The organism is Micromonospora sp. NPDC003197 (assembly GCF_053590565.1).
This window is the reverse complement of the sequence record NZ_JBSFTE010000012.1, coordinates 27,772-51,407: the sequence shown is the minus strand read 5'-3', so window position 1 is coordinate 51,407 and position 23,636 is coordinate 27,772. Positions and strand designations below refer to the sequence as shown.

Here is a 23,636-nt window from a genome sequence, read left to right as displayed (position 1 = left end):
GTTGGATCATTTCCGTCCCACCGGTCGGTGTTGGATCACTTCCGTTTCGTCGGTCCGCGTCGGATCATCATTTCCGTTCTGCCCGTCCGCGTTGAACTATTACCGTGGCGGCGGCGATCACCCAGAGCATGATCAGCGCCAACAGCAGCCGCTCCACCACGCCGACCAGCATGCCTCGGCCGACCAGCAGGATGCCCAGGCCGACCGTCGCCGACAGCGGCAACGCTATGGCGGCGGCACCGCCGGAGAGCAGACGCAGCGCCCGGGACGCAGTGGGCGACACCAGCACCGCCAGCATGGCGAGTACCGCCGCCGCCACTGCGGCGATGCTCGCCCCACCGTGCACCAGGTCGGCGACGGTGGCCCGCTCGAACGGTGGCAGGGGGCAGCCGTCGGAGCAGGTCACCGCTCCGGAGACCACGGTCAGTAGGCCGCCGGTCAGCAGCAGGGCGGCGGCCAGCCGCGCCGCCGGCCGGAGCACGGTGCCGAGCAGGAGCAGGGCGGCGGCGAGGCCGAAGATGCCCAGCCGGAAGGTCGTCGCGTACGAACTGGCCGCCACGCCAGCCTCACTGACGTACCCGGTCAGGCCCGGACCCGGACCGGCGACCACCGCGACCACCACCGCGACGCTGCCGCCGACCGCGCAGCCGGCTGCCGCAGCGGCCATGATCCGGGTACGGATGCCCGGCGCAGCAACCCCCCGAGTACGGCTGCCGTCAGCATGCCCGCTGTCAGTACGGCCGCAGTCAGCCCCACGCCTGCGGTCAGCCACGTCCGTGCGGGGTGACCCAGCCAGACTCGTCGGGACCCAACGGCACGATCCCGGTCGGGTTGATCGCCGGGTGGGTGCAGTAGTAGTGCGCCTTGATCTGGTCGAAGTCGACAGTGTCGCCGAAGCCGGGGGTCTGGTACAGGTCCCGGGCGTACGCCCACAGCACCGGCAGTTCGGTGAGCTTGTTGCGGTTGCACTTGAAGTGGCCGTGGTAGACGGCGTCGAACCGGACCAGCGTGGTGAAGAGCCGGATGTCGGCCTCGGTGATCGTGTCGCCCATCAGGTAGCGGCGGTCGGCCAGCCGGTCGGAGAGGGCGTCGAGCCGGGCGAAGAGCTGCCGGTACGCCTCGTCGTACGCGGCCTGGGAGGTGGCGAAGCCGCACCGGTAGACGCCGTTGTTGACGTCCTGATGGATCTGGGCCATCAGCTCGTCCATCTCCGGGCGCAGCGCCTCCGGGTAGAGGTCCGGGGCACCGGGCCGGTGCAGGCTGCGCCACTGGGTGGAGAGGTCGAGCGTGATCTGCGGGTAGTCGTTGGTGACCACCTGGCCGGTGACGGTGTCGACCAGGGCCGGGACGGTGACCCGGCCGGCGTAGTCCGGGTCGGTGGCCAGGTAGACGTCGGCGAGGTATTCCACCCCGAGCACCGGGTCCCGGCCGTCCGGGTCGAGGCTGAACCGCCAGCCGCGATCGTCGCGGATCGGGTCGACCGTGCCGAGGGAGATCGCCTCGTCGAGGCCGAGTAGCCCTCGGACGATCCGGGTACGGTGCGCCCACGGGCAGGCCCGGCACCAGATCAGCCGGTAGCGGCCCGCCTCCAGTGGCCAGCGGCCCTGCTCGTCGGGGCCGCCGCCAGGCGGGGACTGGGAGTCGGGGGTCACCCGTCCGGTGAACCGGTTGGGCTGCCGGACGAACTCACCGCTGCGTGACGTTTCCCGGGCGAACTGGGGCTGAGCCATGCCGACAAATCTATCCCGACTGTCGGCCCACCACCGGTGTCCCCAGTTCCCGCCGGAGCGGGCACCGGGCCTGACGTCCGGATATCGCATGGCTATCGTGCCTGACATGACTGCGGCATTTCTCGTTTCCGGCGTACGCACCCCCATCGGCCGGTACGCTGGCGCGCTGGCCGGGGTACGACCGGACGATATGGCGGCCCACGTGATCCGGGAACTCGTGTCCCGACACGCCTCGGTGGACTGGGCGAGCGTCGACGACGTGGTGTTCGGCTGCGCCAACCAGGCGGGCGAGGACAACCGCAACGTGGCCCGGATGGGCGCGCTGTTGGCGGGGCTGCCCGAGGAGGTCCCGGGCGTGACGGTCAACCGGCTCTGCGGCTCGGGGTTGGAGGCGCTGGCTTCGGCGGCCCGGTCCATCGTCGCCGGGGAGGCCGACCTGGTCGTCGCCGGTGGTGTGGAGAGCATGAGCCGGGCACCGTTTGTCATGCCCAAGGCGACCAGCGCGTTTGCCCGTACCGCCGAGGTCTATGACACCACCCTCGGCTGGCGGTTCGTCAACCCGCTGATGCAGCAGGGGTGGGGGACCGACTCGATGCCGGAGACGGCCGAGAACGTGGCGGCGGAGTACGGCATCGACCGGGCCAGCCAGGACGCGTTCGCGCTGCGGTCGCAGCAGCGGGCCGCCGCCGCGCAGGCCAACGGCCGGCTGGCGCAGGAGATCGTGCCGATCGAGGTGCCCGAGGGTCGTCGCGGCACCCGGGTAGTGAGCGCCGACGAGCACCCCCGGGAGACCTCGCTGGAGCGTCTCGCCGCGCTGCCCACCCCGTTCCGCGAGGGCGGTACGGTCACCGCCGGCAACGCCTCCGGCCTCAATGATGGTGCGGTGGCGTTGTTGGTGGCGAGCGAGGCGGCGGTGCACCGGTACGGCCTGACTCCGCTGGCCCGGGTTGTCGGCGCGGCTGCCGCCGGGGTGCCGCCGCGGGTGATGGGCGTCGGCCCGGTGCCGGCGACCAACCGATTGTTGGGTCGGCTAGATCTACGGATGACCGACGTCGACATTATCGAATTGAACGAGGCGTTCGCCGCGCAGGCAGTGGCGGTGCTACGGGAATTGGGCGTGCCGGAGGATGCCGAACACGTCAACCCCAATGGTGGCGCTATCGCCCTCGGCCATCCGCTGGGGGCCAGCGGGGCCCGGTTGGCATTGACCGCCGCCCTGGAATTGCATAATCGCGGAGCCCGTCGCGCACTCTGCACCATGTGCATCGGAGTCGGCCAGGGCATTTCCCTGCTCCTTGAATCTGCCTAGACCTACCCAGCCCACCCCTCCCCGTTGATCACCCCGTTCTCCCCGTTGATCAAGAGATTTAGGTCAGAAAGAGTCGCCCCGCATGACGCAAACCTCTTGATCAACGGGGAAGGCAGGGGAGGCGGAGGAGGTGGGGAAGGCGGGGAAGGCGGGGAAGAAGGCGGGAAGAAGGTGGGGCGGGGTGGTTAGGACGGTGGGCGGATGTGGACGGTCCAGTAGGGCAGGTCGGAGTGGTGCTCGACCAAGGTGACCGGCTCGCCGCAGGCATCCTCGATGACGTCGACCGCATCGTCCAGGTCAAGGGCGTCGTGTGCCAGATCGTCATCCAGGTAGACCCGTAGGCCCACGTCGTACCGGTGTTGTCCCAGCGACTCGGCAGCATCGGGGGAGACCAGCACCACGGTGTATCGGGCGGCTTCCCGTTCGGCATTGCTCGGCGCTACCGGCCGATCCGGCCGCCACCGGAAGCGTTCCACCACGGACGGAATCGGCCCGGGGGAATTAGCCGGATCGTACGGCTCGGCCCAGGGGATCAATACGCGCCTCGGCATCTGCTTTTCCGTCGCCGTCCGGTCGTCGTTCTTCACCTGCTCGCCACGTGCCGGCGGTGCGCCGTCTGCCTTTTGCCCGTCGGACGCCAATTGATCAATCGGCAACTTGGGTCCCTCCAATCGCTGACCAAAGCCCTATTGCGTTGTCGTGCAATTCCTGTTTAGGGTTTCGTCCGCACGCATCGGAGTCAACGGATTGCGGAGGGTGCAAAATGGTGCGGCAACATTTGCCCACGGTGGTCGGCCGAGGGCTCGGCGGTGAGTTGCGGCAGCTCCGCAAGGCACGGAGCCTGACCGCGCTGGTGGTGTGCAAACAATTGGGCTGGCAGCCATCGCGGCTGTCCAGAATGGAGACCGGGCAGCAGAGCATCCGTCCTGAGGATGTCGCCTCGCTGCTGGTGGTCTATGGCGTGATCGGGGCGGAACGCAAACGGCTGCTGGCCATGACCGAGCGGGCGCACGAGCGCGGCTGGTGGGAGCAGCTCGGCCCGGGGCTCACCTCGTGGTCGAAGACCTTCTTCCAACTGGAGACACAGGCCAGTCGGCTGGCGGATTGGGAGCCGATGCTGGTGCCCGGCCTGCTGCAAACCGAGGACTACACCCGGGCGGTGATGCGGGCGATTGGCATTCCGGAGGCCGAGGCGCGGGTGCGGGTGACCGCCCGGCAGAGCCGGCGGGCGATCCTCAAACGTCCGCAGCCACCGCAATTTCACGCCATTGTGGACGAGACTGCGCTGCGCCGGGTGCTCGGTGATCGGCGGGTGATGGCCCGGCAGTTGCGGCACCTGATCGAGCTGGCGGAGAGTCCGTACGTAAGGCTGCAGGTGTTGCCGTTCGGCGTCGGCGGGCACCCCGGGCTGGACGGGCCATTCCTGATCCTCGACTTCGAGCGCGAGCCGTCCGTGGTGCACCTGGAGCAGAAGATATCCAGTGGGTTCCTGGAGGAGCCGGAGCAAGTGGCCACCTTCCGGCAGGTGGCGGATAGACTGGCGCGGATGGCGCTTAGCCCGGCCCGGTCGGTCGATTTTATTGCGCGGGTCGCAATCGAGCACGAGCGAGAGTGAGCCCGAGATGATCACTCCAGAGCTGTCCGGTGCGGTGTGGCGCAAGTCCAGCCGCAGCGCAGGCGACACCAACTGTGTCGAGGTGGCCGAGGTGCCGGCGGTGTGGCGCAAGTCCAGCCGCAGCGGCTCCAACGCTAACTGTGTGGAGGTGGCCGAGCTGGTGCAGGCGGTCGCCGTACGTGACTCCAAGGACCCGTCCGGGCCGGTACTCGCCTTCGCGCGTGACGCCTGGGCGAACTTTGTCGCTGGCGTACCCGATGGGGGTTTGGACAGCGGGCGACCTACGGCTTGACCCTCGACCCGGTCGAGGCCCGATTCTCTCCCCGGACGAGTTGACCGACCGGAGGAGCGGGCAGTGAGCGACAAGCCAGACGAGATCATCGCCGAGATGGGCGCAGCGGTCGAGCTGGGACGGGCGGGGCAGACCGGGCCGGCTCGGGAGCAGCTCACCGCGCTCTGGGAGCGGGTCGGGTCCGACGGTGACCCGTTCCACCGGTGCGTGGTGGCCCACTATCTGGCTGACCTGCAGGACGACCCCGCCGACGAACTCGCCTGGAATTTGCGGGCCCTCGAAGCGGTCGACACCCTCACCGACGAGCGGGTACGGCAGCACCACGACTCGTTGGCGGTCCGAGGACTTCTGCCGTCGTTGCACCTCAACCTGGTCGAGGACTACCGCCGGCTCGGCCGGCTCGACCAGGCTCGCGAGCACCTGGACCGCGCCCAGGAGAGTCTGTCGGCGCTGGGCGAGGACGACTACGGCAACATGATCCGCGATGGGGTCCGACAGGCCGCCGAGGCGCTGACGGCGAACCTGCCGGGTGGCAGGTCGAGCTGAATTCCGTGTAATGAGTGGTTGTTGATGGAGTCCTTAGGAGCAGGGCTAGGGTTTACCTCCGTGGACGCCGCTGATCTTGATTACCGGGCCCGGACGCTCACTGGCTGCATTCCCCCGGACCTGGTCTCCCGACTTGTCGAACTCGGCCTTATCCGGGAGGTGGAGTTCCAGGCTGGCCGCGGGGAGTGGTTCTGCGCGAGAGAGTGGGCACGGCTACTTGCCGGACAGGACCGGCAAGCGGAGGCGTTGGAGGTGCTCGCTCCGTACGTCGCCACCGGTTGGTGGAAGGCTGCCGAGACCATGGCTGAGCTGTTGGAGGGGTGGGGTAGGACCGAAGAAGCGATTGCGCTGGCCCGCCCGTATGCAGAGGCCGGAGACCGGCTGGCGCTGGACTTCTTCGCCCGTCTGCTTGCCCGGCACGGTCGAGGTGATGAAGCGTTCGCCCTGCTCCGCCCGCATATCAAGGACTGGTTCCTCGCCACTGCCCTGGTTGACATTGCCGAGGGCGCGGGCCAGGACGAGGATGCGGCCGCGCTGCTGGCCGCCCGCATCGAGGCAGGACAGGAACACGAATGCAATGCCCCGTCGTGCCGCCGCCGCGACGTCGAACCGTGGGACGCCGTCGACCTGCTCGCCGCGATCCGGGAACGCCAGGGTCACATCGACGAAGCGATCACCCTGCTGCACACCCGAGACACCACCTCGGTCAACGGCCGCGACCAGCTGGCCGACCTGCTGGCCCGGCACAACCGGATCGACGAGCTGCGGACGTATGCAGCAACCGAGTACCACGGGCACGCCGCGCAGCGTCTCGCGCAGTTGCTGGAGGAGCGTGGGGACGTGGAGGGTGCGATCGCCGTGTACCGGCAGCCGGGGGACTCGCCGGCTCGCCAACTCCACGGGGCAGTGCAGCTCGCACAGCTTCTGGTACGGCATGGCCGGGGTGACGAGGCGACGGAGGTATTGCGCTCGCTCGCGGACTCGCCCGGCGGCGCGGAGGACTGGATCGTTGACGAGCTGTGCACCCACTACGCCGACCAGGGGCGCGCCGAGGACGGCCTGGCCTACCTTGACGCCCTCAAGGTGCGCAGTGGCGGAGAGGATTGGGAATTCTTTCGGATGCGGCTGCCTCTGATGGTCGCGTGTGGCCTACGCGAGGAGGCAATCGAGCAGGCGCGAGCGCACCCCGAAGGCGGAACCTGGTATGCGTCCTCGTCTATCGCCGAGCTACTGGCCGCCGCTGGACGCATCGAGGAGGCCGTCGCCATCCTCGAACAGCAGAAGCGCGGTGTCAGTAGCGTTCTGGCCAGGCACCTTATCGACCTCGGCCGTGTCAAGGCCGCCATTGCGCTTCTCCAACAGCACGAGCCCAGGCCTGCCAAGCAGCTCTGGACTGGCGAGCCCGCCGACGTACCCCCATTCTGATCCGCGATCATTTCGACGCAGCACGAGTCGAACGTCATGTCGCTCAGCCCGGTGTCCATACGAGAATCCCTGAACGGACACCCGCCCACCATCCACCCCTCTGCTTCGAGAGCGACTTTCAGCCCTGAGTGATGCGGTTCTTTCCGGATCCCTGGAGGCTGGAGGCCCGTGGGTTCAGGGTGAACTCGTTGGGTTGTGCTGCTCGGCGAAGGCGCATAACTGGTCGATGACGCAGTGCTCGTATGCCGGATCGAGCTGCAGCCATGGCAGGTGGGCGACCCACCTTTGCCAGAGTCCGCCGGGCGCGAGATACCGGTCGGCGTGGTGGGTGCCGTGCCGTGCGTCGAGGTGGAGGAGGGCTCCCAGGGCGTCGGGCTGGTCGTAGCGGTGGTCCAGTTCGGGGAGGTGGTGGTCGAGGTAGCTGATCAGGATCGCAGCGTCTTCGTGGGTGCCGAACCTGGCCAGCGCGAAGCAGTAGCCCTGGCCGGCGTAAACGACCTCGCTGGCCAGGAGTAGTTCTGCGATGAGTGGCCGGAACGTGGTTCTGTGGGCCATCCCGACCAGCCAGGCGGCTGTGATGCGTTCCCGCCAGCCGCCTTCGAACAGCACCCTCAGGTCATCGTCGCTGATCGCGGCGGCGTCCTGGGCGAGTCGGCGGCCGACTTCGGCGGCGTCCTGTTCGTGGAGAGTGAGGACTCGGTAAGAGAGCAGTTCATAGCGGCGACCGGGCACTACGTAACGGTGGACGAGGTCGCGGAGCTGGGGGTCGGAGTGCGCGAAGCGCATCATCGAGTCCTCGGGAGCGAGTCATTAGTTTCGGCAGCGTACTTCTCCGCTGTGACCATCGGCAGGGCGTGAGGTGTGCGGCGGCGCGGAGCGGGGCGTCGGCACGGCGAACCGCCATGCGGGTGTGAGAGAGGTGACTACGCCCCGCGCCGCCGCGCGGTGCCGGGCTTCCGAGGACCCGGCGTCGGACCCGGGGAGGGGTCCAGGGGGTGGGCCCGGGGAGGGGCCCGAGGGTCGGGCCGGCCGGGGCGCGCTCAGTCTGGCGCGGAATCACCCGGCAGGACCACGACCCCGGTACGCCGCCGTGCTCGGCAGCGGCGCGTGGTGTCGTACGCCTGTGGTGTCACGCCTATGAGCATGCCGGCGGCGGCGACGCGGAGCAACGCAATTACCGGCTTTCTGGCCGGCGGGTATTGACCATCTTGATCCCCGGGTCAAGACTTTCCCCTAGTCGCACCGATGCGCCGACCCATGTGAGGAGGTGCGCGGTGGCCGTTACGCCCGAGACCGTCGCGGGGCAGCCGATGGACGACGACAGCCGGCGGCTCGCCGAACTCGGCTACAAACAGGAGCTTCGGCGTACGTGGAGCGGCTTCTCCAACTTCGCCATCTCGTTCTCGATCATCTCGATCCTGGCCGGCTGCTTCACCACGTTCGGCCAGGCCTGGAACAACGGCGGACCGGTCGCCATCTCCTGGGGCTGGCCGCTGATCTCGCTCTTCATCCTGGTCATCGGGTTCTGCCTGGCCGAGCTGGTCTCCGCCTACCCGACGGCGGGCGGGATCTACTGGTGGGCGGCGAAGATGGGGCGGCCGGTGCACGGCTGGTTCACCGGCTGGCTCAACCTGATCGGCCTGGTAGCGGTCACCGCCTCGGTCGACTACGGCTGCGCGACCTTCCTCAACCTGACCCTGTCGGCGCTCTTCGACGGCTGGGCAGGCACACTCCAGCAGGCGTTCGGCCTCTTCGTGGTCATCCTGGTACTGCACGGGCTGATCAACATCTTCGGGCACCGGATCATCGACCTACTCCAGAACGTCTCGGTCTGGTGGCACGTTGCCGGAGCGACGGTAGTGGTGGCGATCCTGGTGTTCGTACCGGACGATCACCAGAGTTTCCAGTTCGTCTTCACCGAGCGGTTCAACAACTCGGGATTCGCCGACGGCGGCACCGGCGGCTGGACGTTCTGGTTCTACATTCTGCCGCTGGGTTTCCTGCTCACCCAGTACACGATCACCGGGTTCGACGCGTGTGCCCACGTCTCCGAGGAGACCCGGGGCGCGTCCCACGCGGCGGCCCGCGGACTCTGGAAATCGATCTTCTATTCGGCCATCGGCGGCTGGATCCTGCTGCTGGCCTTCCTCTTCGCGGCCACCGACGTTGACGCGATCAACGCGGCCGGCGGATTCTCCGGAGCGATCTTCGAAAGCGCGCTGACCCCGTTCTTCTTCAAGACGGTCATCATCATCTCCACCGTCGGCCAGTTCTTCTGCGGGATGAGCTGCGTGACCAGCATGAGCCGAATGGCGTACGCCTTCAGCCGCGACCGGGGCGTCCCCGGCTGGCGAATCTGGTCCAAGGTGGACCGCAACGGCACCCCGGTCAACGCGATCATCGGCGCGACCGGTGCCGGTCTGCTGCTGACCCTGCCCGCGCTCTACTCCAGCGCCGCCGGGGTACCGGTCGCCTTCTACGCCGTCGTCTCGGTCGCCGTCATCGGCCTCTACCTGTCATTCGTCATCCCGATCGCGTTACGCCTGCGGCTCGGCGACCGGTTCACCCCCGGCCCGTGGACGCTGGGCCGCCGATACAAGATCCTCGGCTGGATCGCCGTGATCGAGATCGCCGTCATCTCGGTCTACTTCGTCCTGCCGATCGTGCCGGCCGGAGTGCCCGGCAACGCCGGGTTCAGCTGGTCCGCCGTCAACTACGCCCCGCTCGCCGTCGGCGGGGTGCTGCTGCTGGTCGCCGTCTGGTGGTACGCCTCGGCGCGTACCTGGTTCACCGGCCCCCGCCGTACCGTCGACGACGAGGAGACCGCATGAGACGTACTCCGGCACTGACCCTCGAAGAACTGCGGGTGGCGGTCGACGGCGGCGAAATCGACACGGTGGTCCTCGGCCTGGTCGACATGCAGGGCCGTCTCCAGGGCAAACGGTTCCACGCACCCCACTTTCTCGACGAGGTGGTCGAGCACGGTGGCGAAGGATGTAACTATCTGCTGGCCGTCGACGTCGAGATGAACACCGTCGACGGGTACGCGATGTCAAGCTGGGACCGCGGCTACGGCGACCTCACCATGCGGCCGGACCTGACCACCCTGCGCCGGATCCCGTGGCAGCCCGGCACCGCGCTGCTGCTGGCCGACCTGGTCTGGTCGGACGGGTCGGCCGTCGTCGCCTCGCCCCGACAGGTCCTGCGCCACCAACTGGATCGGCTCGCCCGACACGGGCTGACCGCCTTCGCCGGGACCGAACTGGAGTTCGTGCTCTACCGAGACTCGTACGAGGACGCCTGGCGGCGCGGCTATCGCGACCTGACCCCGGCCAACCTCTACAACGTCGACTACTCGTTGCTGGGCACCGCCCGAGTCGAGCCGCTGCTGCGCCGGATCCGGGTCGAGATGGCCGGGGCCGGGCTGGTGCCCGAGGCCGCCAAAGGCGAGTGCAACCTCGGCCAACACGAGATCACCTTCCGGTACGCCGACGCGTTGACCTGCGCCGACAACCACGCGATCTACAAAAATGGGGCAAAGGAGATCGCCGCGCAGGAGGGCATGGCGATCACCTTCATGGCCAAGCCCAACGCCCGGGAGGGCAACTCCTGCCACATCCACTTTTCGTTACGGTCCACCGACGGCCAGCCGGTGTTTTCCGGTACGTCCCGTGACGGTCAGACGAGGCTGCCCGCTTCGTCGGCCGGCGGGTCGGGGCTCTCCGAGATCGGGCAGCGGGCGCTGGCCGGACTACTGGCCACCATGGGCGACTTCAGCCTGCTCTCCGCCCCGAACATCAACTCCTACAAGCGTTACCAGTCGGGCTCGTTCGCCCCGACCGCGCTGCGCTGGGGCACCGACAACCGCACCTGTGCACTGCGGCTGGTCGGCCACGGGCCCGGACTGCGGGTAGAAAACCGGGTACCCGGGGCCGACGTCAACCCGTACCTGGCGCTGGCCGGGTTGGTCGCCGGGGTCGTACATGGCATCGAGCATGATCTCTCGCTGGAACCCGAGTTCAACGGCAACGCGTACGACGACACGACCGCGCCCCGGGTGCCCGGGACGTTACGGGACGCGCTCGCCCGCTGGGAGGAGTCGCCGATCGCGCGGGCCGCCTTCGGCGACGAACTGGTCGCGCACTACGCCAACAACGCACGGGTGGAGTTGGCCGCCTTCGACGCGGCAGTGACCGACTGGGAGATGTTCCGTGGCTTCGAACGCCTCTGAAGTGGTTGTGAATGCCGCTGAGCAGGCGTCGGCCGGGATGGTGGCGCAGCCGTCGATCGAGGTGGTCGACCCGGCCACCGGGCAGCCCATGACGACTGTGCCGGCGACCACGGTCGAGGAGACCGACGCCGCGATCGGCCGCGCCCGTACCGCCTTCGAGAAGTGGCGGAAGGTGACCCCGGGCGACCGGGCCCGGCTGCTGCGCCGGTTCGCCGCCGAAGTCGACGCACACCTCGAGGAACTGGCCCAGTTGGAGGTGGGCAACTCGGGGCACACCATCGGCAACGCCCGCTGGGAGGCGGGCAACGTCCGCGACGTACTCGACTACTACGCCGGGGCACCGGAGCGGCTGACCGGCCGGCAGATTCCCGTACCAGGCGGGTTGGACGTCACCTTCCACGAGCCGCTCGGGGTGGTGGGGGTGATCGTGCCGTGGAACTTTCCGATGCCGATCGCCGGCTGGGGATTCGCTCCGGCGCTCGCGGCCGGCAACACGGTGGTGCTCAAGCCGGCCGAACTGACCCCGCTGACCGCGATCCGACTCGGCGAACTGGCCCGGGACGCCGGCCTGCCCGAGGACGTCCTCACCGTACTGCCAGGTCGGGGTGCGGTGGTGGGGGAGCACTTCGTCAGCCATCCCGAGGTCCGCAAGCTGTGCTTCACCGGCTCGACCGAGGTCGGCAAGCGGATCATGGCCGGCTGTGCCGCCCAGGTGAAGCGGGTGACCCTGGAGTTGGGCGGCAAGAGTGCCAACATCGTCTTCGCCGATGCCGACCTGGAACGGGCGGCGGCCAGCGCGCCGTACGCCGCTTTTGACAACGCCGGCCAGGACTGCTGCGCCCGCTCTCGACTACTGGTCCAACGCCCGGTCCTGGACCGCTTCCTGGCGCTGCTCGAACCGGCCGTACGCGGCTTCCGGGTGGCGGACCCCAGGCTGGAGTCCACCGAGATGGGCCCGCTGATCTCGGCCAGCCAGCGGACCCGGGTCGCGCCGTACGTCATGGACGCGGAGACCGCCTTCACCGGCTCCTGCCCGGCCGGCGATGGATTCTGGTTTCCGCCGACGGTCCTGCTGGCCCGGTCGCCGGCCGACCGGCACTGGCGGGAGGAGATCTTCGGGCCGGTCATCTCGGTGCTGCCCTTCGACGACGAGGCCGAGGCCGTCGCGCTGGCCAACGACACCGAGTACGGCCTCTCCGGCTCGATCTGGACCCGGGACGTGGGCCGGGCGCTCCGGATGGCCCGCGCGGTGGATTCGGGCAACCTGAGCGTCAACTCCCACTCGTCGGTGCGCTACTGGACCCCGTTCGGCGGGATGAAGCAGTCCGGCCTGGGCCGGGAACTCGGCCCGGACGCGCTGCACGCCTTCACCGATGTCAAGAACGTCTTCGTCGCGACCGACGAGTGATCAATGAGCGGCCAACGAGTGGCCCGACGAGTGACCGGGGAGTGAGTGTGCGGGATCGACTGGCGGACCGGGTGGCGGTGGTCACCGGAGCGGGCAGCGGGATCGGGCTGGCCACCGTACGGCGGTTTGCCGCCGAAGGCGCGCGCGTGGTGTGCGTCGACATCGATGCTGGGTCCGGGCAGGCCGCCGCCGAGGAGGTCGGCGGGGAGTTCGTGGCCTGTGACGTGGCCGACGAGACCCAGGTGCGGGAGCTGTTCGACGGGGTGGCCGAACGGCACGGCCGGGTCGACATCGCCTTCAACAATGCCGGCATCTCCCCGCCGGACGACGACTCGATCCTGGTCACCGGTCTGGAGGCGTGGGAGCGGGTGATCCGGGTCAACACGACGAGTGTCTACCTCTGCTGCCGGTACGCGATTCCGCACATGCAACGACAGGGCAAAGGGTCGATCATCAACACCGCGTCGTTCGTGGCGTTGATGGGTGCGGCCACGTCACAGATCGCGTACACCGCCAGCAAGGGTGGGGTGCTCGCGCTGACCCGGGAACTGGGCGTCCAGTTCGCCCGGGAGGGCATCCGGGTCAACGCGCTGTGCCCGGGACCGATCGCCACCCCGCTGCTGCTCGACCTGTTCGCCAAGGATCCGGAGCGGGCCGCCCGCCGGCTGGTGCACGTACCGATGGGCCGGTTCGGTGAGCCGAGCGAGATCGCCGCCGCCGTGGCCTTCCTGGCCAGTGACGACGCGTCGTTCATGACCGCTGCCCAGTTCGTCGTCGACGGCGGCATCACCGGCGCGTACGTCACCCCACTCTGACCGCGCTCGCTTGCGAGAAACCGCGACCGCACTCGCTGGTTAGGAAGGGGCCCTTCCTAGGCAGAATGCGATAACAAGGGGCCCTTCCTTCGCAGGGGGTGGGGTGGGCGGCGATAGGCTGGCGGCATGACCGTCCGCGCGCCACTCACCCCAGGAACGCTCTCCCCATGGCGACCCGTGCCGTCGCACATCGTCCGACCGGAGTACGTGGGTAAGAAGCGGCCCAAGGAGTGGCGCGGCTCGCACGTACAAACGCCCGAGACGGTGGAGAAGATGCGGGTCGCCAGCCGGCTCGCCGCACAGGCCACCCAGCTCGCCGGGGAGCACTGCAAGCCGGGTGTCACCACCGACGAGATCGACCGGGTGGTGCACGAGTTCCTCGTTGACCACGATGCCTACCCGTCCACCCTCGGCTACAAGGGCTACCCCAAGTCGTGCTGCACCAGCCTCAACGAGGTGATCTGCCACGGCATCCCGGACTCGACGGTGATCCAGGACGGCGACATCGTCAACGTCGACGTCACGGCGTACATCGGTGGGGTGCACGGCGACACCAACGCCACCTTCTGCGTCGGTGAGGTCGCCGAGGAGGTCAGCCTGCTGGTCGAGCGCACCCGCGAGGCGATGATGCGGGGCATCCGGGCGGTCGCCCCGGGCCGGCAGATCAACGTGATCGGCCGGGTGATCGAGTCGTACGCGAAGCGGTTCGGCTACGGCGTGGTACGCGACTTCACCGGCCACGGCATCGGCGAGTCCTTCCACAGCGGCCTCTACGTGCCGCACTACGACAGCCCTCGGCCGACCGACGTGATGGAGCCGGGGATGACGTTCACCATCGAGCCGATGATCACCCTCGGCACCTACGAATATGACATGTGGGACGACGGCTGGACGGTGGTCACCAAGGACCGCCGCTGGACGGCACAGTTCGAGCACACCATCGTGGTCACCGAGGATGGCCACGAGATCCTGACCCTGCCGTGACCGAAGCGACCGAAGTGACTGAGACTCCTGCGGCTCTGATCGAGCACCACCATGCCGACGTGTCCGGCGGCTGGCTGCGGCCGGCCGTCTTCGGGGCAATGGACGGCCTGGTCACCAATATTGCACTGATCGCCGGCGTGGGTGGTGGCGGCGTCTCGCCGCGCAACATCGTGCTGACCGGCGTCGCCGGGCTGGTCGCCGGGGCCATCTCGATGGGCCTCGGGGAGTACACCAGCGTCCGCTCGGCCAACGAGCAGGTCGCCGCCGAGGTGGCCAAGGAACGCCGCGAGCTGGAGCGTCATCCCGAGGCCGAGGCTCAGGAACTGGCCGACATGTGGATCAAGCGTGGTCTGCCCCGGCACCTGGCCGAGCAGGTCGCGACGGTGATCAGGAACAACCCGGAGGAGGCGCTGCGGGTACACGTCCGTGAGGAGTTGGGCGTCGACCCGGACGATCAACCGAGCCCATGGGCGGCGGCCATCTCCTCGTTCGTGTGCTTCTCGATCGGGGCGTTGATCCCGCTGGCGACGTACCTGCTCGGCTTCACCAACCTGTGGTTGGCGCTCGGCGTCGGTGGTCTCGGCCTGTTCGCGGCAGGTGCCATCGTCGCCCGTTACACCAACCGGAGCTGGTGGATCAGCGGCACGCGGCAGTTGCTGCTGGGTGGGGCCGCGGCCATCATCACGTACGGGGTGGGCAAGCTGATCGGGGTCAGCGGCGCGATCGGCTGAGCGCCGTCCCGTAACGGGGTGGCGCGGGTCTCAGCCGAAGCGGCGTAGCTCCGGCCAGAGCTGTGACCAGGGACGGTCGAGCCCTCGGCAGAGCCAGATCGACTGGCCCTGCTCCTCGTTCTCCACGCCGTACCCGTTGTCGTGGCGGGCCACCACGGTCGCCGAAGCGCAGTGCGGGGCCAACTGCCGGCCAACCCGCTCGCCGACGGCGATCACCGGCCCGGTGGCACTGTCCGCCGGGGGACCCCACCGCCAGAAGTTCAAATGACCGCTGTACGGGGTGGGCAGCCCGAGCGGCCGTCCGTACCTGTCGATCGCACCGGCCTCGCCGTAGTTGCTGGTCAGAATGACGGCGGTGGCCTGTTCGGCGGCGGGCAGCGAGCGGTGCACGTCCGCCACCGTGGCGACCAGTTCCGGCCAGCCGACGGTCTCGCCAGCGTCGTAGTTCATCATCGCCTGTGGCGTGTGCGGCAGCACCCGGACCGGATAGATCGGCAGCGCGATGGCGATGTTGGCCACGGTGTTGAGGACCAGGCCGCCGGCCAGCACCACCCGGCGGGCCTGGCCACCCCGGGCGAGCCAACCGACGGTGGCGATCGCCCCGGCGGCGAAGAGCGCCGGGTACGCCCCGGCCGGGTAGTACTCCCGTCCGCCGGTGGCCAGGACCAGCCCGAGCACGATCAGGTACGCCCAGCCGAGGAAGCGGTACGGCCGGGCGTCAGCGGTGCGGAGCAGCCGCCAGAGTCCGGCGATCCAGATCACCGCCAGCGGCGGCCCCATGATCAGAAACTGCGATGCGAGCACGCCGAGCGGACCGTCGGTGTCCGCCCGGATCACCTCGGACATCTCGAGTTGCGGCCAGCCGTGGGTGGCCTGCCACCACAGGTTCGGTGCCCACAGCAGGACGGCGATGGCCGCCGCGACCCACACCGCCGGCCGGCGCAGGAGTTCCCGGGGTCCGCTGATCAGGACCGCGACGGCGAGCCCGGCCGCGAACAGCAGGGGCAGGCTCTTGGCCAGCAGCCCGATGCCGAGCACCGGACCCAGGGCCAGCAGCAGTCGGTCCTGGCGGGTACGCACCCATCGGGCCAGCAGCCAGGCGATGCTGGTCCAGCAGAGGATGTCGTACGGAGTCGTGCTGAGCAGGTGTCCGGAGACCAGGGTCACCCCGGTGGTGGCCCAGGCGATCGCGGCGAGCAGTTGCGCCCGGCGATCGCCGCCCAGTTCGCGGGTGAGCAGGCCGACCAGAAACACCGTGACCCCGACGACGAGGGCAGTGGGCAGCCGCAGTGCGGTCAGGGAACCACCCGACAGGCTGTCGGTCAGTCGGGCCAGGGCCGGCAGCAGCGGTGGCTGGTCGTCGTACCCCCAGGCCAGGTGTCGCCCGGCGACCCGGTAGTAGAGCTCGTCGCGGTGGTAGCCGTACCGGCCGCTGGCGGCCAGGAGCACCGCGCTGGTGAGCCCAGCGGCGGCGACCAGCGGGGCCATCTCCTGCCAGGCCTGCTTTCGCATGCCCGGAATTATCGACGACCGTCGTCCTAACTGGAAGACGTGCCGGTCACCGAAGCGAGCTGGAAGCTGCGTCCGTCACTTCGGGGCGAGGCGGAACACCCGGATCTGTCGACCCTCGGCACGCTCCACATAGGTCTGGTAGGCCGGCCAGCGGGTGATCAGCAGCTGCCACAGGCGATCCCGCTCCGCCCCGGTGGCCAGCTGTGCCCGTACCGGGATGGTGCGGCCCTTGAGGGTGACGGTGGCTGACGGATCGGCCAGCAGGTTGAGCACCCAGGCCGGCTGATGCGGCTGCCCCCAGTTCGAGCCGACCACCGCGAACCCGTCGCCGTCGCGGACGCACACCAGCGGGTTGCTCCGGGGCTGCCCGGACTTGCGGCCGGTGGTGGTGATGATCAGCGACGGGACGAGTCCCAGGCCGACCACTCGACCCTTGGTGAGCCGCCCGACCAGGCGGTCGACGGGCATCAAGAACTTGCCAGTGGCGGCGAACCATCGCTGGTGGCCGAGGCGGCGGACCAGGCTTCCGAACGCGGACATCGGCCCAGTGTGCCGGGCGCGGGTGGGCGCGTCGAGCCGGGCGGCCGGTCGTCCTTGTTTGAGAGGCGGCCTCCGCCCTTGTTCGACGGGCGTCAGGTCAGGACTGCCGGCCGGGGAAGGGGACGGTGGCCGGAGTAGTGCCGGCCTGCTTCCGGAACCGGGTGGCTCGGACCGCGCAGTCGGTGAGGCCGGTCAGCGCCTGGGCGCGATCGGCATCGGTGGTCGTCGGCAGGGCGGCCCGCCAGGCGGCGGCCGTCCGTTCCTCGACCGTGATCGCAAGCCGTAGCGCGCTGGCCCGGTCGGTCACTGGGAACGGCAGGGTGTACGCCGGTTCCGGAGCCGGCGGGGTGGACCCGTCCCGGGTGAGCAGGGTCACCAGCGCGTCCCGCCGGTTGCGGTGCGCTGTCTCCGCCGCCCGGGCCTCCCGCCGGGCCGCTCCGGAGAGGCGTACGCCGATCGGCCCGTACGCGAAGATCGCCGCGTGTTCGGCGGCGAGCGCCGCAGCGAGTTGCTCGTTCATGACGCGGTCCCGTTTCCCCTGGTTCCTACAGTCGCCACACCGGCTTGTGCGGTCGCCACAGCACCTCGTGCGGTCGTCACAGCAACTCCAGATGGGTGGCGCGGGCGGCGGCGATGCTGCCGACCAGTGCTGCCCGCTGGGCCGGGGCGGTGCGGCACGCGGCGGCTGCGGCTTCCTGCCCCTGTTGTTCGGCGGTACGTAGGGCGGCGAGCAGGCTCTTCCGGTCACCGGTCGGCAGTGTCGGGCTGACGGTCGGCGCGCCGCTGGGCAGGGTGACCCGGGTCACCCGGGCCAGTTCCTCGGCGTGCGCGCGGTGGGCCTGGGCGATCGGGGTGAGCCGGTCGGCGAGCGTCGGATCGGCGGCGACCGCCGCTTCGTACCGGGCGGCCAGGTCTAACGACTCGGCGAGCAGGGGAGCGAGCGCGTCGGGCTCCGGCTCATCATCGTCGAAGAGCCCGCAGGCAGCCAGCGGAGCGGCGGCGGCCGCCAGTGTCACCAGGCCCACTGCTCGCAGGATTGAACGCCGGGATCGCAGGATGGAAGGTCCGGATCGTTCCCGCAAGTCGCGATTCTTGCCCGTGTCTGCGCTCTGCACCCGGACAAGTCAACACCATACGTGCGGGGCGTTGGGTGACAGTCGGCCCCGCGCGTCCTCGGGGCGTCGGTGCGCCGGCCGCTACCTCTTCCGTCCAGCGCGTTACGCTCTGCGCAAGCCGCCGGACGTTTGTTAGGTCCGGTGGCGTGCTGGCATGGGCTGCCCGTTAGGGCGCCGAGGATCGTGAAATGGGGTGCGGAAATGACGCAGCGTGGTCGTGCTGCCGCCCGTCCGGCGGCTGGCCCGCGCGCTGGCGGGCGTCCCCGGTCCGACCTGGGTGCGCGCCGGGCCCGGTTGCGCGCCGTAATCGAGCCGGTGGTGACCGCCGCCGGTTACGACCTGGAGGAGGTGTCGGTGTCCCGGGCTGGGCGCCGACACGTCGTACGGGTGATCGTCGACGGCGACGGTGGGGTGAGTCTCGACGCGGTGGCCGAGGTGTCTCGCGCGGTCTCCGCTGCCCTCGACACCGCTGAGGAGACCGGCGGCGACCTGGTCGCCGGGGAGTACCAGCTGGAGGTCAGCTCACCCGGTGTGGACCGGCCGCTGACCCTGCCCCGGCACTGGCGGCGCAATGTCGGTCGCCTGGTGAAGGTCACCGTGCGCGGCGCGGGTGGCGTACCTGGCCAGCGTGCCGCAGACCAGCCACCGACGGACCGGCAGATCACCGCCCGGGTGGTCGCGGCCGACGACGACCGGGTCGTGTTCGACCTGGACGGCCAGCAGGATGGATGGACCTATCCGGATCTCGGGCCGGGTCGGGTGCAGGTGGAGTTCAACCGCCTGGACACCGTGACCGACGAGGATCTGGACGAGTTCGACGACTTTGACGACGACGAAGATGTGGAGGGCGAGGAGAGGTGAACATCGACCTCGCGGCGCTGCGCGCACTTGAGCGTGAGCGGGAGATCCCGCTCGACACGATCCTCGCGGCAATCGAGTCCGCGTTGTTGACCGCGTACCGGCACACCGAGGGCGCGCAGGCACACGCCCGCGTGGAGATCGACCGTAAGACCGGGGTGGCACTCGTCTACGCCCAGGAGGTCGACGAGGAGGGCACGGTCGTACGCGAGGTGGACGACACCCCGCACGACTTCGGTCGGATCGCCGCCATGACCGCCAAGCAGGTGATTCTCCAGCGGCTGCGGGAGGCCACCGACGAGGTGCACTTCGGCGAGTACGTCGGCCGGGACGGTGACCTGGTCACCGGCGTGGTGCAGGCGCACGAGGCGCGGGCCGAGAAGGGCATCGTCAGCGTCGACCTGGGAAAGGTCGAGGCGGTGCTGCCCCAGTCCGAGCAGGTGCCCGGCGAGCGGTACGAGCACGGTGAGCGCATCCGGTGCGTCGTGGTGCACGTGGCGAAGGGCATGCGGGGACCGCAGATCACCCTGTCGCGTACCCACCCCAACCTGGTGAAGAAGCTCTTCGCGCTGGAGGTGCCGGAGATCGCCGACGGCACCGTCGAGATCGCCGCGATCGCCCGTGAGGCAGGTCACCGGACCAAGATCGCCGTACGTTCGACGGTTCCCGGTGTCAACGCCAAGGGTGCCTGCATCGGGCCGATGGGACAGCGGGTACGAGCCGTGATGAGCGAATTGCACGGCGAGAAGATCGACATCATCGACTGGTCAGAGGATCCGGCCACTTTTGTCGGCAACGCACTGTCGCCGGCCAAGGCGCTGCGGGTTGAGGTGGTCGATGCGGCGAGTCGTACCGCTCGGGTCACGGTGCCCGATTTCCAGCTCTCCCTGGCCATTGGTCGGGAGGGACAGAATGCCCGGCTTGCAGCCCGGTTGACCGGTTGGCGAATCGACATCCGACCCGATGTCGAGCAGACTGCCAACCCGGTGCCGAACGCTGCCCGGGGCGGTGCTGATCACGTTCCTGAACCGGGCGGAGCGATCTCGACCGGCTAGGGGTAGACTTTGTCAGTGGTACGACGTGCGTCGCCGGTGCGCACCTGTGTGGGATGCCGGCAACGTGCGCCGGCTCATGAGTTGCTGCGGATTGTCGCGGTCAGCGATGGGGCTGGTCACAGCCTTCGACCCGATCCGGCCCGCAGACTGTCGGGTCGGGGAGCACATCTGCATCCCGAGCCGGCTTGCCTCGCGTTGGCACAGCGGCGTCGCGCCTTCGGGCGGGCGTTGCGGATCACCGGTGTTCCTGACATGGGTGAGCTGACCGGGCATATCGACGCGTTAGCCACTACGCCCGATCATCCGACCGGGCGAGGGTCGCACAGCAAGCAAGGTAGGACGACCGACATGAGCACACGATGAAGTCCCAGAAATGACCAGGCTTCAAGTGCACGAGTGAGGTCGCTGCGGGTGCTGCCCGCACGACCTCGGAGTGAGGAGTGCAGTGGCAGGCAAGGCCCGCGTACACGAGCTGGCAAAAGAGCTCGGGGTCGAAAGTAAGACCGTTCTCGCCAAGTTGAAGGAAATGGGCGAGTTCGTGAAGTCCGCATCCAGCACCGTCGAGGCGCCGGTCGCCCGTCGGCTACGTGGTGCGTTCGTCGCGTCGTCGGGTTCAGCTTCCCCGGCGCCGACCGCCCCACCGGCGGCGGCTCCGGTCACCCCGACGCCTCCGCCGCCGAGCCCCGGCGAGCCGAGGGTTTCCGCCAAGCCCGGACCGCCGCGTCGGCCCGGACCGCCCCCGGCCAAGCCCAAGGGCCCAGTTCCCGGCCCGCCGCCGGCAGCTGCCGCCCCGGCCAAGCCGGCGAGCGCGCATGACATCGAGGTGGCGGCCGCCGAGGCGCGCGCCACAGCCCTCAAGGCTGAGCAGGAAGCGGCCGTGAAGGCCGCCCAGGCAGCCCGGCAGCGGGACACCGTCCGCCGGGAACCGCCAGCCGACGGCACCTCCCGCCCGAAGCCGGGTCCGGGTGCCATCCCGCCGCGTCCGGGTTCTCCGGCTGCGGCCCGTCCGGGCACCCCGGGTGCGCCGACGCCCGGCCCGGGCCGTTCCGGCGGTCGGCCGCCGGCGCGTAGCGGTGGGAACAACCCGTTCGGTATCACACCGGGCGGCCAGCGTCCGGCAGCGGCCGGCGGTCCCCGTCCCAACCCGGCGTCCATGCCGCCGCGGCCCAGCCCGGCCTCCATGCCGCCGCGGCCGAGCCCGGCGTCGATGCCGAGCCAGCGCCCCGGTCGCCCCGGCGGCCCCGGTGGTGCCGGTACCGGTCGTCCCGGCGGTGGCGCCGGTCGTCCGGGTGGCGGCGGTGGCGGCGGTTACCGTGGCGGCCCTGGTGGTGGCGGCGGTGGCGGTGGCTACCGTGGCGGCCCTGGTGGTGGCGCCGGCGGTGGCGGTGGCTACCGTGGCGGCCCTGGTGGTGGCGCCGGCGGTGGCGGTTACCGCGGTGGTCCCGGTGGCGGGGCTCCGGCCGGTGCGGGTGCCGGCGGTGCCGGTCGCCCCGGTGGCGGTGGCCGTGGTCGCGGCGGCGGTGCCGCGGGTGCCTTCGGGCGTCCGGGTGGCAAGCCGGCCCGCGGTCGCAAGTCCAAGAAGCAGCGCAGACAAGAGTTCGACAACCTGTCCGCGCCGACCATGAGCTCGGGTGCCCCCCGGGGTCAGGGCCAGGTCGTACGGTTGTCGCGCGGTGCCTCGCTGTCGGACTTCGCCGACAAGATCAACGCAAACCCGGGTTCGCTGGTCCAGGAGATGTTCAACCTGGGCGAGATGGTCACCGCGACCCAGTCGTGCTCCGACGACACCCTGCTGCTGCTGGGTGAGCACCTCGGTTTCGATGTGCAGATCGTCAGCCCGGAGGACGAGGATCGCGAGCTGCTCGCGCAGTTCAACATCGACCTGGACGCCGAGGTGGCCAGCGACCGGCTGGTCAGCCGGCCGCCGGTGGTGACCGTGATGGGTCACGTCGACCACGGTAAGACCAAGCTGCTCGACGCGATCCGTAAGGCGAACGTGGTCGAGGGCGAGGCCGGTGGCATCACCCAGCACATCGGTGCCTACCAGGTACACGTGCCGCACGAGGGTGTCGACCGGGCGCTGACCATCATCGACACCCCGGGTCACGAGGCGTTCACCGCCATGCGTGCCCGTGGTGCCCAGGTCACCGACATCGTGGTGCTGGTGGTCGCCGCCGACGACGGCGTCATGCCGCAGACGATCGAGGCGCTCAACCACGCCAAGGCGGCCGACGTGCCGATCGTGGTTGCGGTGAACAAGATCGACAAGCCGGAGGCCAACCCGGACAAGGTCCGCCAGCAGCTGACCGAGTACGGCCTGGTCGCCGAGGAGTACGGCGGCGAGACCATGTTCGTCAACGTGGCGGCCAAGCCGGGCATCGGCATCGAGGACCTGCTCGAAGCGGTGCTGCTGACCGCCGACGCCTCGCTGGAGCTGACCGCTCCGATCGACGGCCCGGCCCAGGGTGTGGCCATCGAGGCGCACCTGGACAAGGGTCGCGGTGCGGTGGCGACGGTGCTGGTCCAGAAGGGCACCCTGCGGGCGGGCGACTCGATCGTCGCCGGTGGGGCGCACGGACGCGTACGGGCCATGCTCGACGAGAACGGCCAGCCAGTGACCGAGGCGGGTCCGGCCCGTCCGGTGATGGTGCTCGGTCTGACGGCCGTACCGGGCGCGGGGGACACGTTCCTCGCGGCCGAGGACGACCGGACCGTGCGGCAGATCGCCGAGCAGCGCCAGGCGCGTCGCCGGGCGGCGGCGTTCGCCAACTCGCGCGGTCGGGCCACGCTGGAGACGCTCATGGAGCAGCTCAAGGAGGGCGAGAAGACCTCGCTCAACCTGGTGCTCAAGGGCGACGTCTCCGGTTCGGTCGAGGCCCTCGAGGACGCGCTGTTCAAGATCGATATTCCGGAGGAGGTCCAGCTCAGGATCATCCACCGGGGCGTCGGCGCGATCACCGAGAGCGACGTCAACCTGGCAAGTGCCTCCACCGAGGCGGTCACGATCATCGGCTTCAACGTGCGGGCCTCCAACAAGGTCCGCGAGATGGCCGACCGCGAGGGCGTGGAGATCCGGTACTACACCGTCATCTACCAGGCCATCGAGGAGATCGACGCGGCGCTCAAGGGCCTGCTCAAGCCGGAGTACGAGGAGGTCGGGCTGGGCAGCGCGGAAATCCGCGACGTCTTCCGCTCGTCCAAGATCGGCAACATCTCCGGATGTATCGTGCGGTCCGGCATCATCCGCCGCAACGCCAAGGCGCGGCTGCTGCGCGACGGGGCGGTCGTGGCGGACAACCTCACGATCAGCTCGCTCAAGCGGTTCAAGGATGACGCCACCGAGGTCCGCGAGGGCTTCGAGTGTGGTCTGACCCTGGGTGGTTACAACAACGTCCAGGTCGGCGACATCATCGAGACCTTCGAGATGCGGGAGAAGCCCCGCGTCTGACCGTAGGGTCTAACTGATCAAG

General features: G+C 69.4%; 23 protein-coding genes. 15 read left to right on the top strand and 8 right to left on the bottom strand.

All coding sequences use genetic code 11. The features are described from left to right. Positions 1-67: 67 nt before the first annotated feature. Complete coding sequence (locus tag ACWDV4_RS15470; protein WP_449978827.1) at positions 68-772, bottom strand: DUF998 domain-containing protein; 705 nt, start codon at positions 770-772, stop codon at positions 68-70. Further along, positions 765-1,730 carry a glutathione S-transferase family protein gene (locus tag ACWDV4_RS15465; RefSeq protein ID WP_449978824.1) on the bottom strand — a complete coding sequence of 322 codons (966 nt, stop codon included), beginning with the start codon at positions 1,728-1,730 and terminating at the stop codon, positions 765-767. The genes ACWDV4_RS15470 and ACWDV4_RS15465 overlap by 8 nt, the downstream gene beginning before the upstream one ends. A 106-nt stretch (positions 1,731-1,836) precedes the next feature. Between ACWDV4_RS15465 and pcaF the strand changes: the two genes are divergently transcribed. After that, on the top strand, positions 1,837-3,039 hold the full coding sequence (gene pcaF / locus ACWDV4_RS15460) for a 3-oxoadipyl-CoA thiolase (RefSeq protein WP_449978821.1): 1,203 nt from the start codon (positions 1,837-1,839) through the stop codon (positions 3,037-3,039). A 185-nt stretch (positions 3,040-3,224) separates the two neighbouring features. Here the strand turns inward: pcaF and ACWDV4_RS15455 are convergent, their stop codons facing one another. Then, positions 3,225-3,590, bottom strand: coding sequence for a hypothetical protein (locus tag ACWDV4_RS15455; protein WP_449978818.1), 366 nt, complete (start codon positions 3,588-3,590; stop codon positions 3,225-3,227). A 212-nt stretch (positions 3,591-3,802) separates the two neighbouring features. Between ACWDV4_RS15455 and ACWDV4_RS15450 the strand changes: the two genes are divergently transcribed. From ACWDV4_RS15450 to ACWDV4_RS15435, 4 genes are all read left to right on the top strand, one after another. Beyond that, positions 3,803-4,654 carry a helix-turn-helix domain-containing protein gene (locus ACWDV4_RS15450; RefSeq protein WP_449978815.1) on the top strand — a complete coding sequence of 284 codons (852 nt, stop codon included), beginning with the start codon at positions 3,803-3,805 and terminating at the stop codon, positions 4,652-4,654. A 7-nt stretch (positions 4,655-4,661) separates the two neighbouring features. After that, a complete protein-coding gene (locus tag ACWDV4_RS15445; protein WP_449978813.1) occupies positions 4,662-4,946 on the top strand; it encodes a DUF397 domain-containing protein in 285 nt (94 codons plus the stop codon). Positions 4,947-5,042: 96 nt separating this feature from the next. After that, positions 5,043-5,492: a hypothetical protein gene (locus ACWDV4_RS15440; protein WP_449979168.1), complete on the top strand. Its 450-nt coding sequence runs from the start codon at positions 5,043-5,045 to the stop codon at positions 5,490-5,492. A 60-nt stretch (positions 5,493-5,552) separates the two neighbouring features. Further along, complete coding sequence (locus ACWDV4_RS15435; RefSeq protein ID WP_449978811.1) at positions 5,553-6,917, top strand: tetratricopeptide repeat protein; 1,365 nt, start codon at positions 5,553-5,555, stop codon at positions 6,915-6,917. Positions 6,918-7,091: 174 nt separating this feature from the next. On the opposite strand, the gene ACWDV4_RS15430 is transcribed toward ACWDV4_RS15435, so the two are convergent. Next, on the bottom strand, positions 7,092-7,706 hold the full coding sequence (locus ACWDV4_RS15430; RefSeq protein WP_449978809.1) for a DUF6000 family protein: 615 nt from the start codon (positions 7,704-7,706) through the stop codon (positions 7,092-7,094). A 485-nt stretch (positions 7,707-8,191) separates the two neighbouring features. Between ACWDV4_RS15430 and ACWDV4_RS15425 the strand changes: the two genes are divergently transcribed. The 6 genes from ACWDV4_RS15425 to ACWDV4_RS15400 all read left to right on the top strand — a co-directional run bounded on the left by ACWDV4_RS15425 (position 8,192) and on the right by ACWDV4_RS15400 (position 15,086). Beyond that, a complete protein-coding gene (locus tag ACWDV4_RS15425; protein WP_449978807.1) occupies positions 8,192-9,748 on the top strand; it encodes an amino acid permease in 1,557 nt (518 codons plus the stop codon). Beyond that, the gene (locus ACWDV4_RS15420; RefSeq protein ID WP_449978805.1) at positions 9,745-11,148 is read left to right on the top strand and encodes a glutamine synthetase family protein; all 1,404 of its coding nucleotides are present in this window, start codon (positions 9,745-9,747) and stop codon (positions 11,146-11,148) included. Before ACWDV4_RS15425 ends, ACWDV4_RS15420 begins: the two co-directional genes overlap by 4 nt. 37 nt (positions 11,149-11,185) lie before the next feature. Then, positions 11,186-12,556 carry an aldehyde dehydrogenase family protein gene (locus tag ACWDV4_RS15415; protein WP_449979165.1) on the top strand — a complete coding sequence of 457 codons (1,371 nt, stop codon included), beginning with the start codon at positions 11,186-11,188 and terminating at the stop codon, positions 12,554-12,556. Between the two features lie 47 nt (positions 12,557-12,603). Next, positions 12,604-13,371: a 3-oxoacyl-ACP reductase gene (locus ACWDV4_RS15410; protein WP_449978802.1), complete on the top strand. Its 768-nt coding sequence runs from the start codon at positions 12,604-12,606 to the stop codon at positions 13,369-13,371. 126 nt (positions 13,372-13,497) lie between these two features. Further along, positions 13,498-14,355, top strand: coding sequence for a type I methionyl aminopeptidase (gene map, locus ACWDV4_RS15405; RefSeq protein WP_449978800.1), 858 nt, complete (start codon positions 13,498-13,500; stop codon positions 14,353-14,355). A 14-nt stretch (positions 14,356-14,369) separates the two neighbouring features. Further along, positions 14,370-15,086 carry a VIT1/CCC1 transporter family protein gene (locus ACWDV4_RS15400; RefSeq protein ID WP_449978798.1) on the top strand — a complete coding sequence of 239 codons (717 nt, stop codon included), beginning with the start codon at positions 14,370-14,372 and terminating at the stop codon, positions 15,084-15,086. 30 nt (positions 15,087-15,116) lie between these two features. Here ACWDV4_RS15400 and ACWDV4_RS15395 read toward each other — a convergent pair whose 3' ends face one another. The 4 genes from ACWDV4_RS15395 to ACWDV4_RS15380 form a co-directional block, all read right to left on the bottom strand. Beyond that, positions 15,117-16,598 carry an ArnT family glycosyltransferase gene (locus ACWDV4_RS15395; RefSeq protein ID WP_449978796.1) on the bottom strand — a complete coding sequence of 494 codons (1,482 nt, stop codon included), beginning with the start codon at positions 16,596-16,598 and terminating at the stop codon, positions 15,117-15,119. A 75-nt stretch (positions 16,599-16,673) separates the two neighbouring features. Beyond that, on the bottom strand, positions 16,674-17,138 hold the full coding sequence (locus ACWDV4_RS15390; protein ID WP_449978794.1) for a nitroreductase family deazaflavin-dependent oxidoreductase: 465 nt from the start codon (positions 17,136-17,138) through the stop codon (positions 16,674-16,676). A 97-nt stretch (positions 17,139-17,235) separates the two neighbouring features. Further along, positions 17,236-17,658 (bottom strand): ferritin-like domain-containing protein, encoded by a 423-nt coding sequence (locus ACWDV4_RS15385; RefSeq protein ID WP_449978791.1) that lies wholly within the window; start codon positions 17,656-17,658, stop codon positions 17,236-17,238. Between the two features lie 76 nt (positions 17,659-17,734). Further along, positions 17,735-18,154, bottom strand: a complete 420-nt coding sequence (locus ACWDV4_RS15380; protein ID WP_449979162.1) for a hypothetical protein — start codon at positions 18,152-18,154, stop codon at positions 17,735-17,737. 300 nt (positions 18,155-18,454) lie between these two features. Here ACWDV4_RS15380 and rimP point away from each other — a divergent pair, with 300 nt between their 5' ends. The 4 genes from rimP to infB all read left to right on the top strand — a co-directional run bounded on the left by rimP (position 18,455) and on the right by infB (position 23,614). After that, positions 18,455-19,114, top strand: coding sequence for a ribosome maturation factor RimP (rimP, locus tag ACWDV4_RS15375; RefSeq protein ID WP_449978789.1), 660 nt, complete (start codon positions 18,455-18,457; stop codon positions 19,112-19,114). Next, positions 19,111-20,166 (top strand): transcription termination factor NusA, encoded by a 1,056-nt coding sequence (nusA, locus tag ACWDV4_RS15370; protein WP_449978787.1) that lies wholly within the window; start codon positions 19,111-19,113, stop codon positions 20,164-20,166. The genes rimP and nusA overlap by 4 nt, the downstream gene beginning before the upstream one ends. 15 nt (positions 20,167-20,181) lie before the next feature. Then, the gene (locus tag ACWDV4_RS15365) at positions 20,182-20,529 is read left to right on the top strand and encodes a YlxR family protein (RefSeq protein WP_449978784.1); all 348 of its coding nucleotides are present in this window, start codon (positions 20,182-20,184) and stop codon (positions 20,527-20,529) included. Between the two features lie 82 nt (positions 20,530-20,611). Further along, positions 20,612-23,614: a translation initiation factor IF-2 gene (infB, locus tag ACWDV4_RS15360; protein WP_449978781.1), complete on the top strand. Its 3,003-nt coding sequence runs from the start codon at positions 20,612-20,614 to the stop codon at positions 23,612-23,614. Positions 23,615-23,636: the final 22 nt, after the last annotated feature.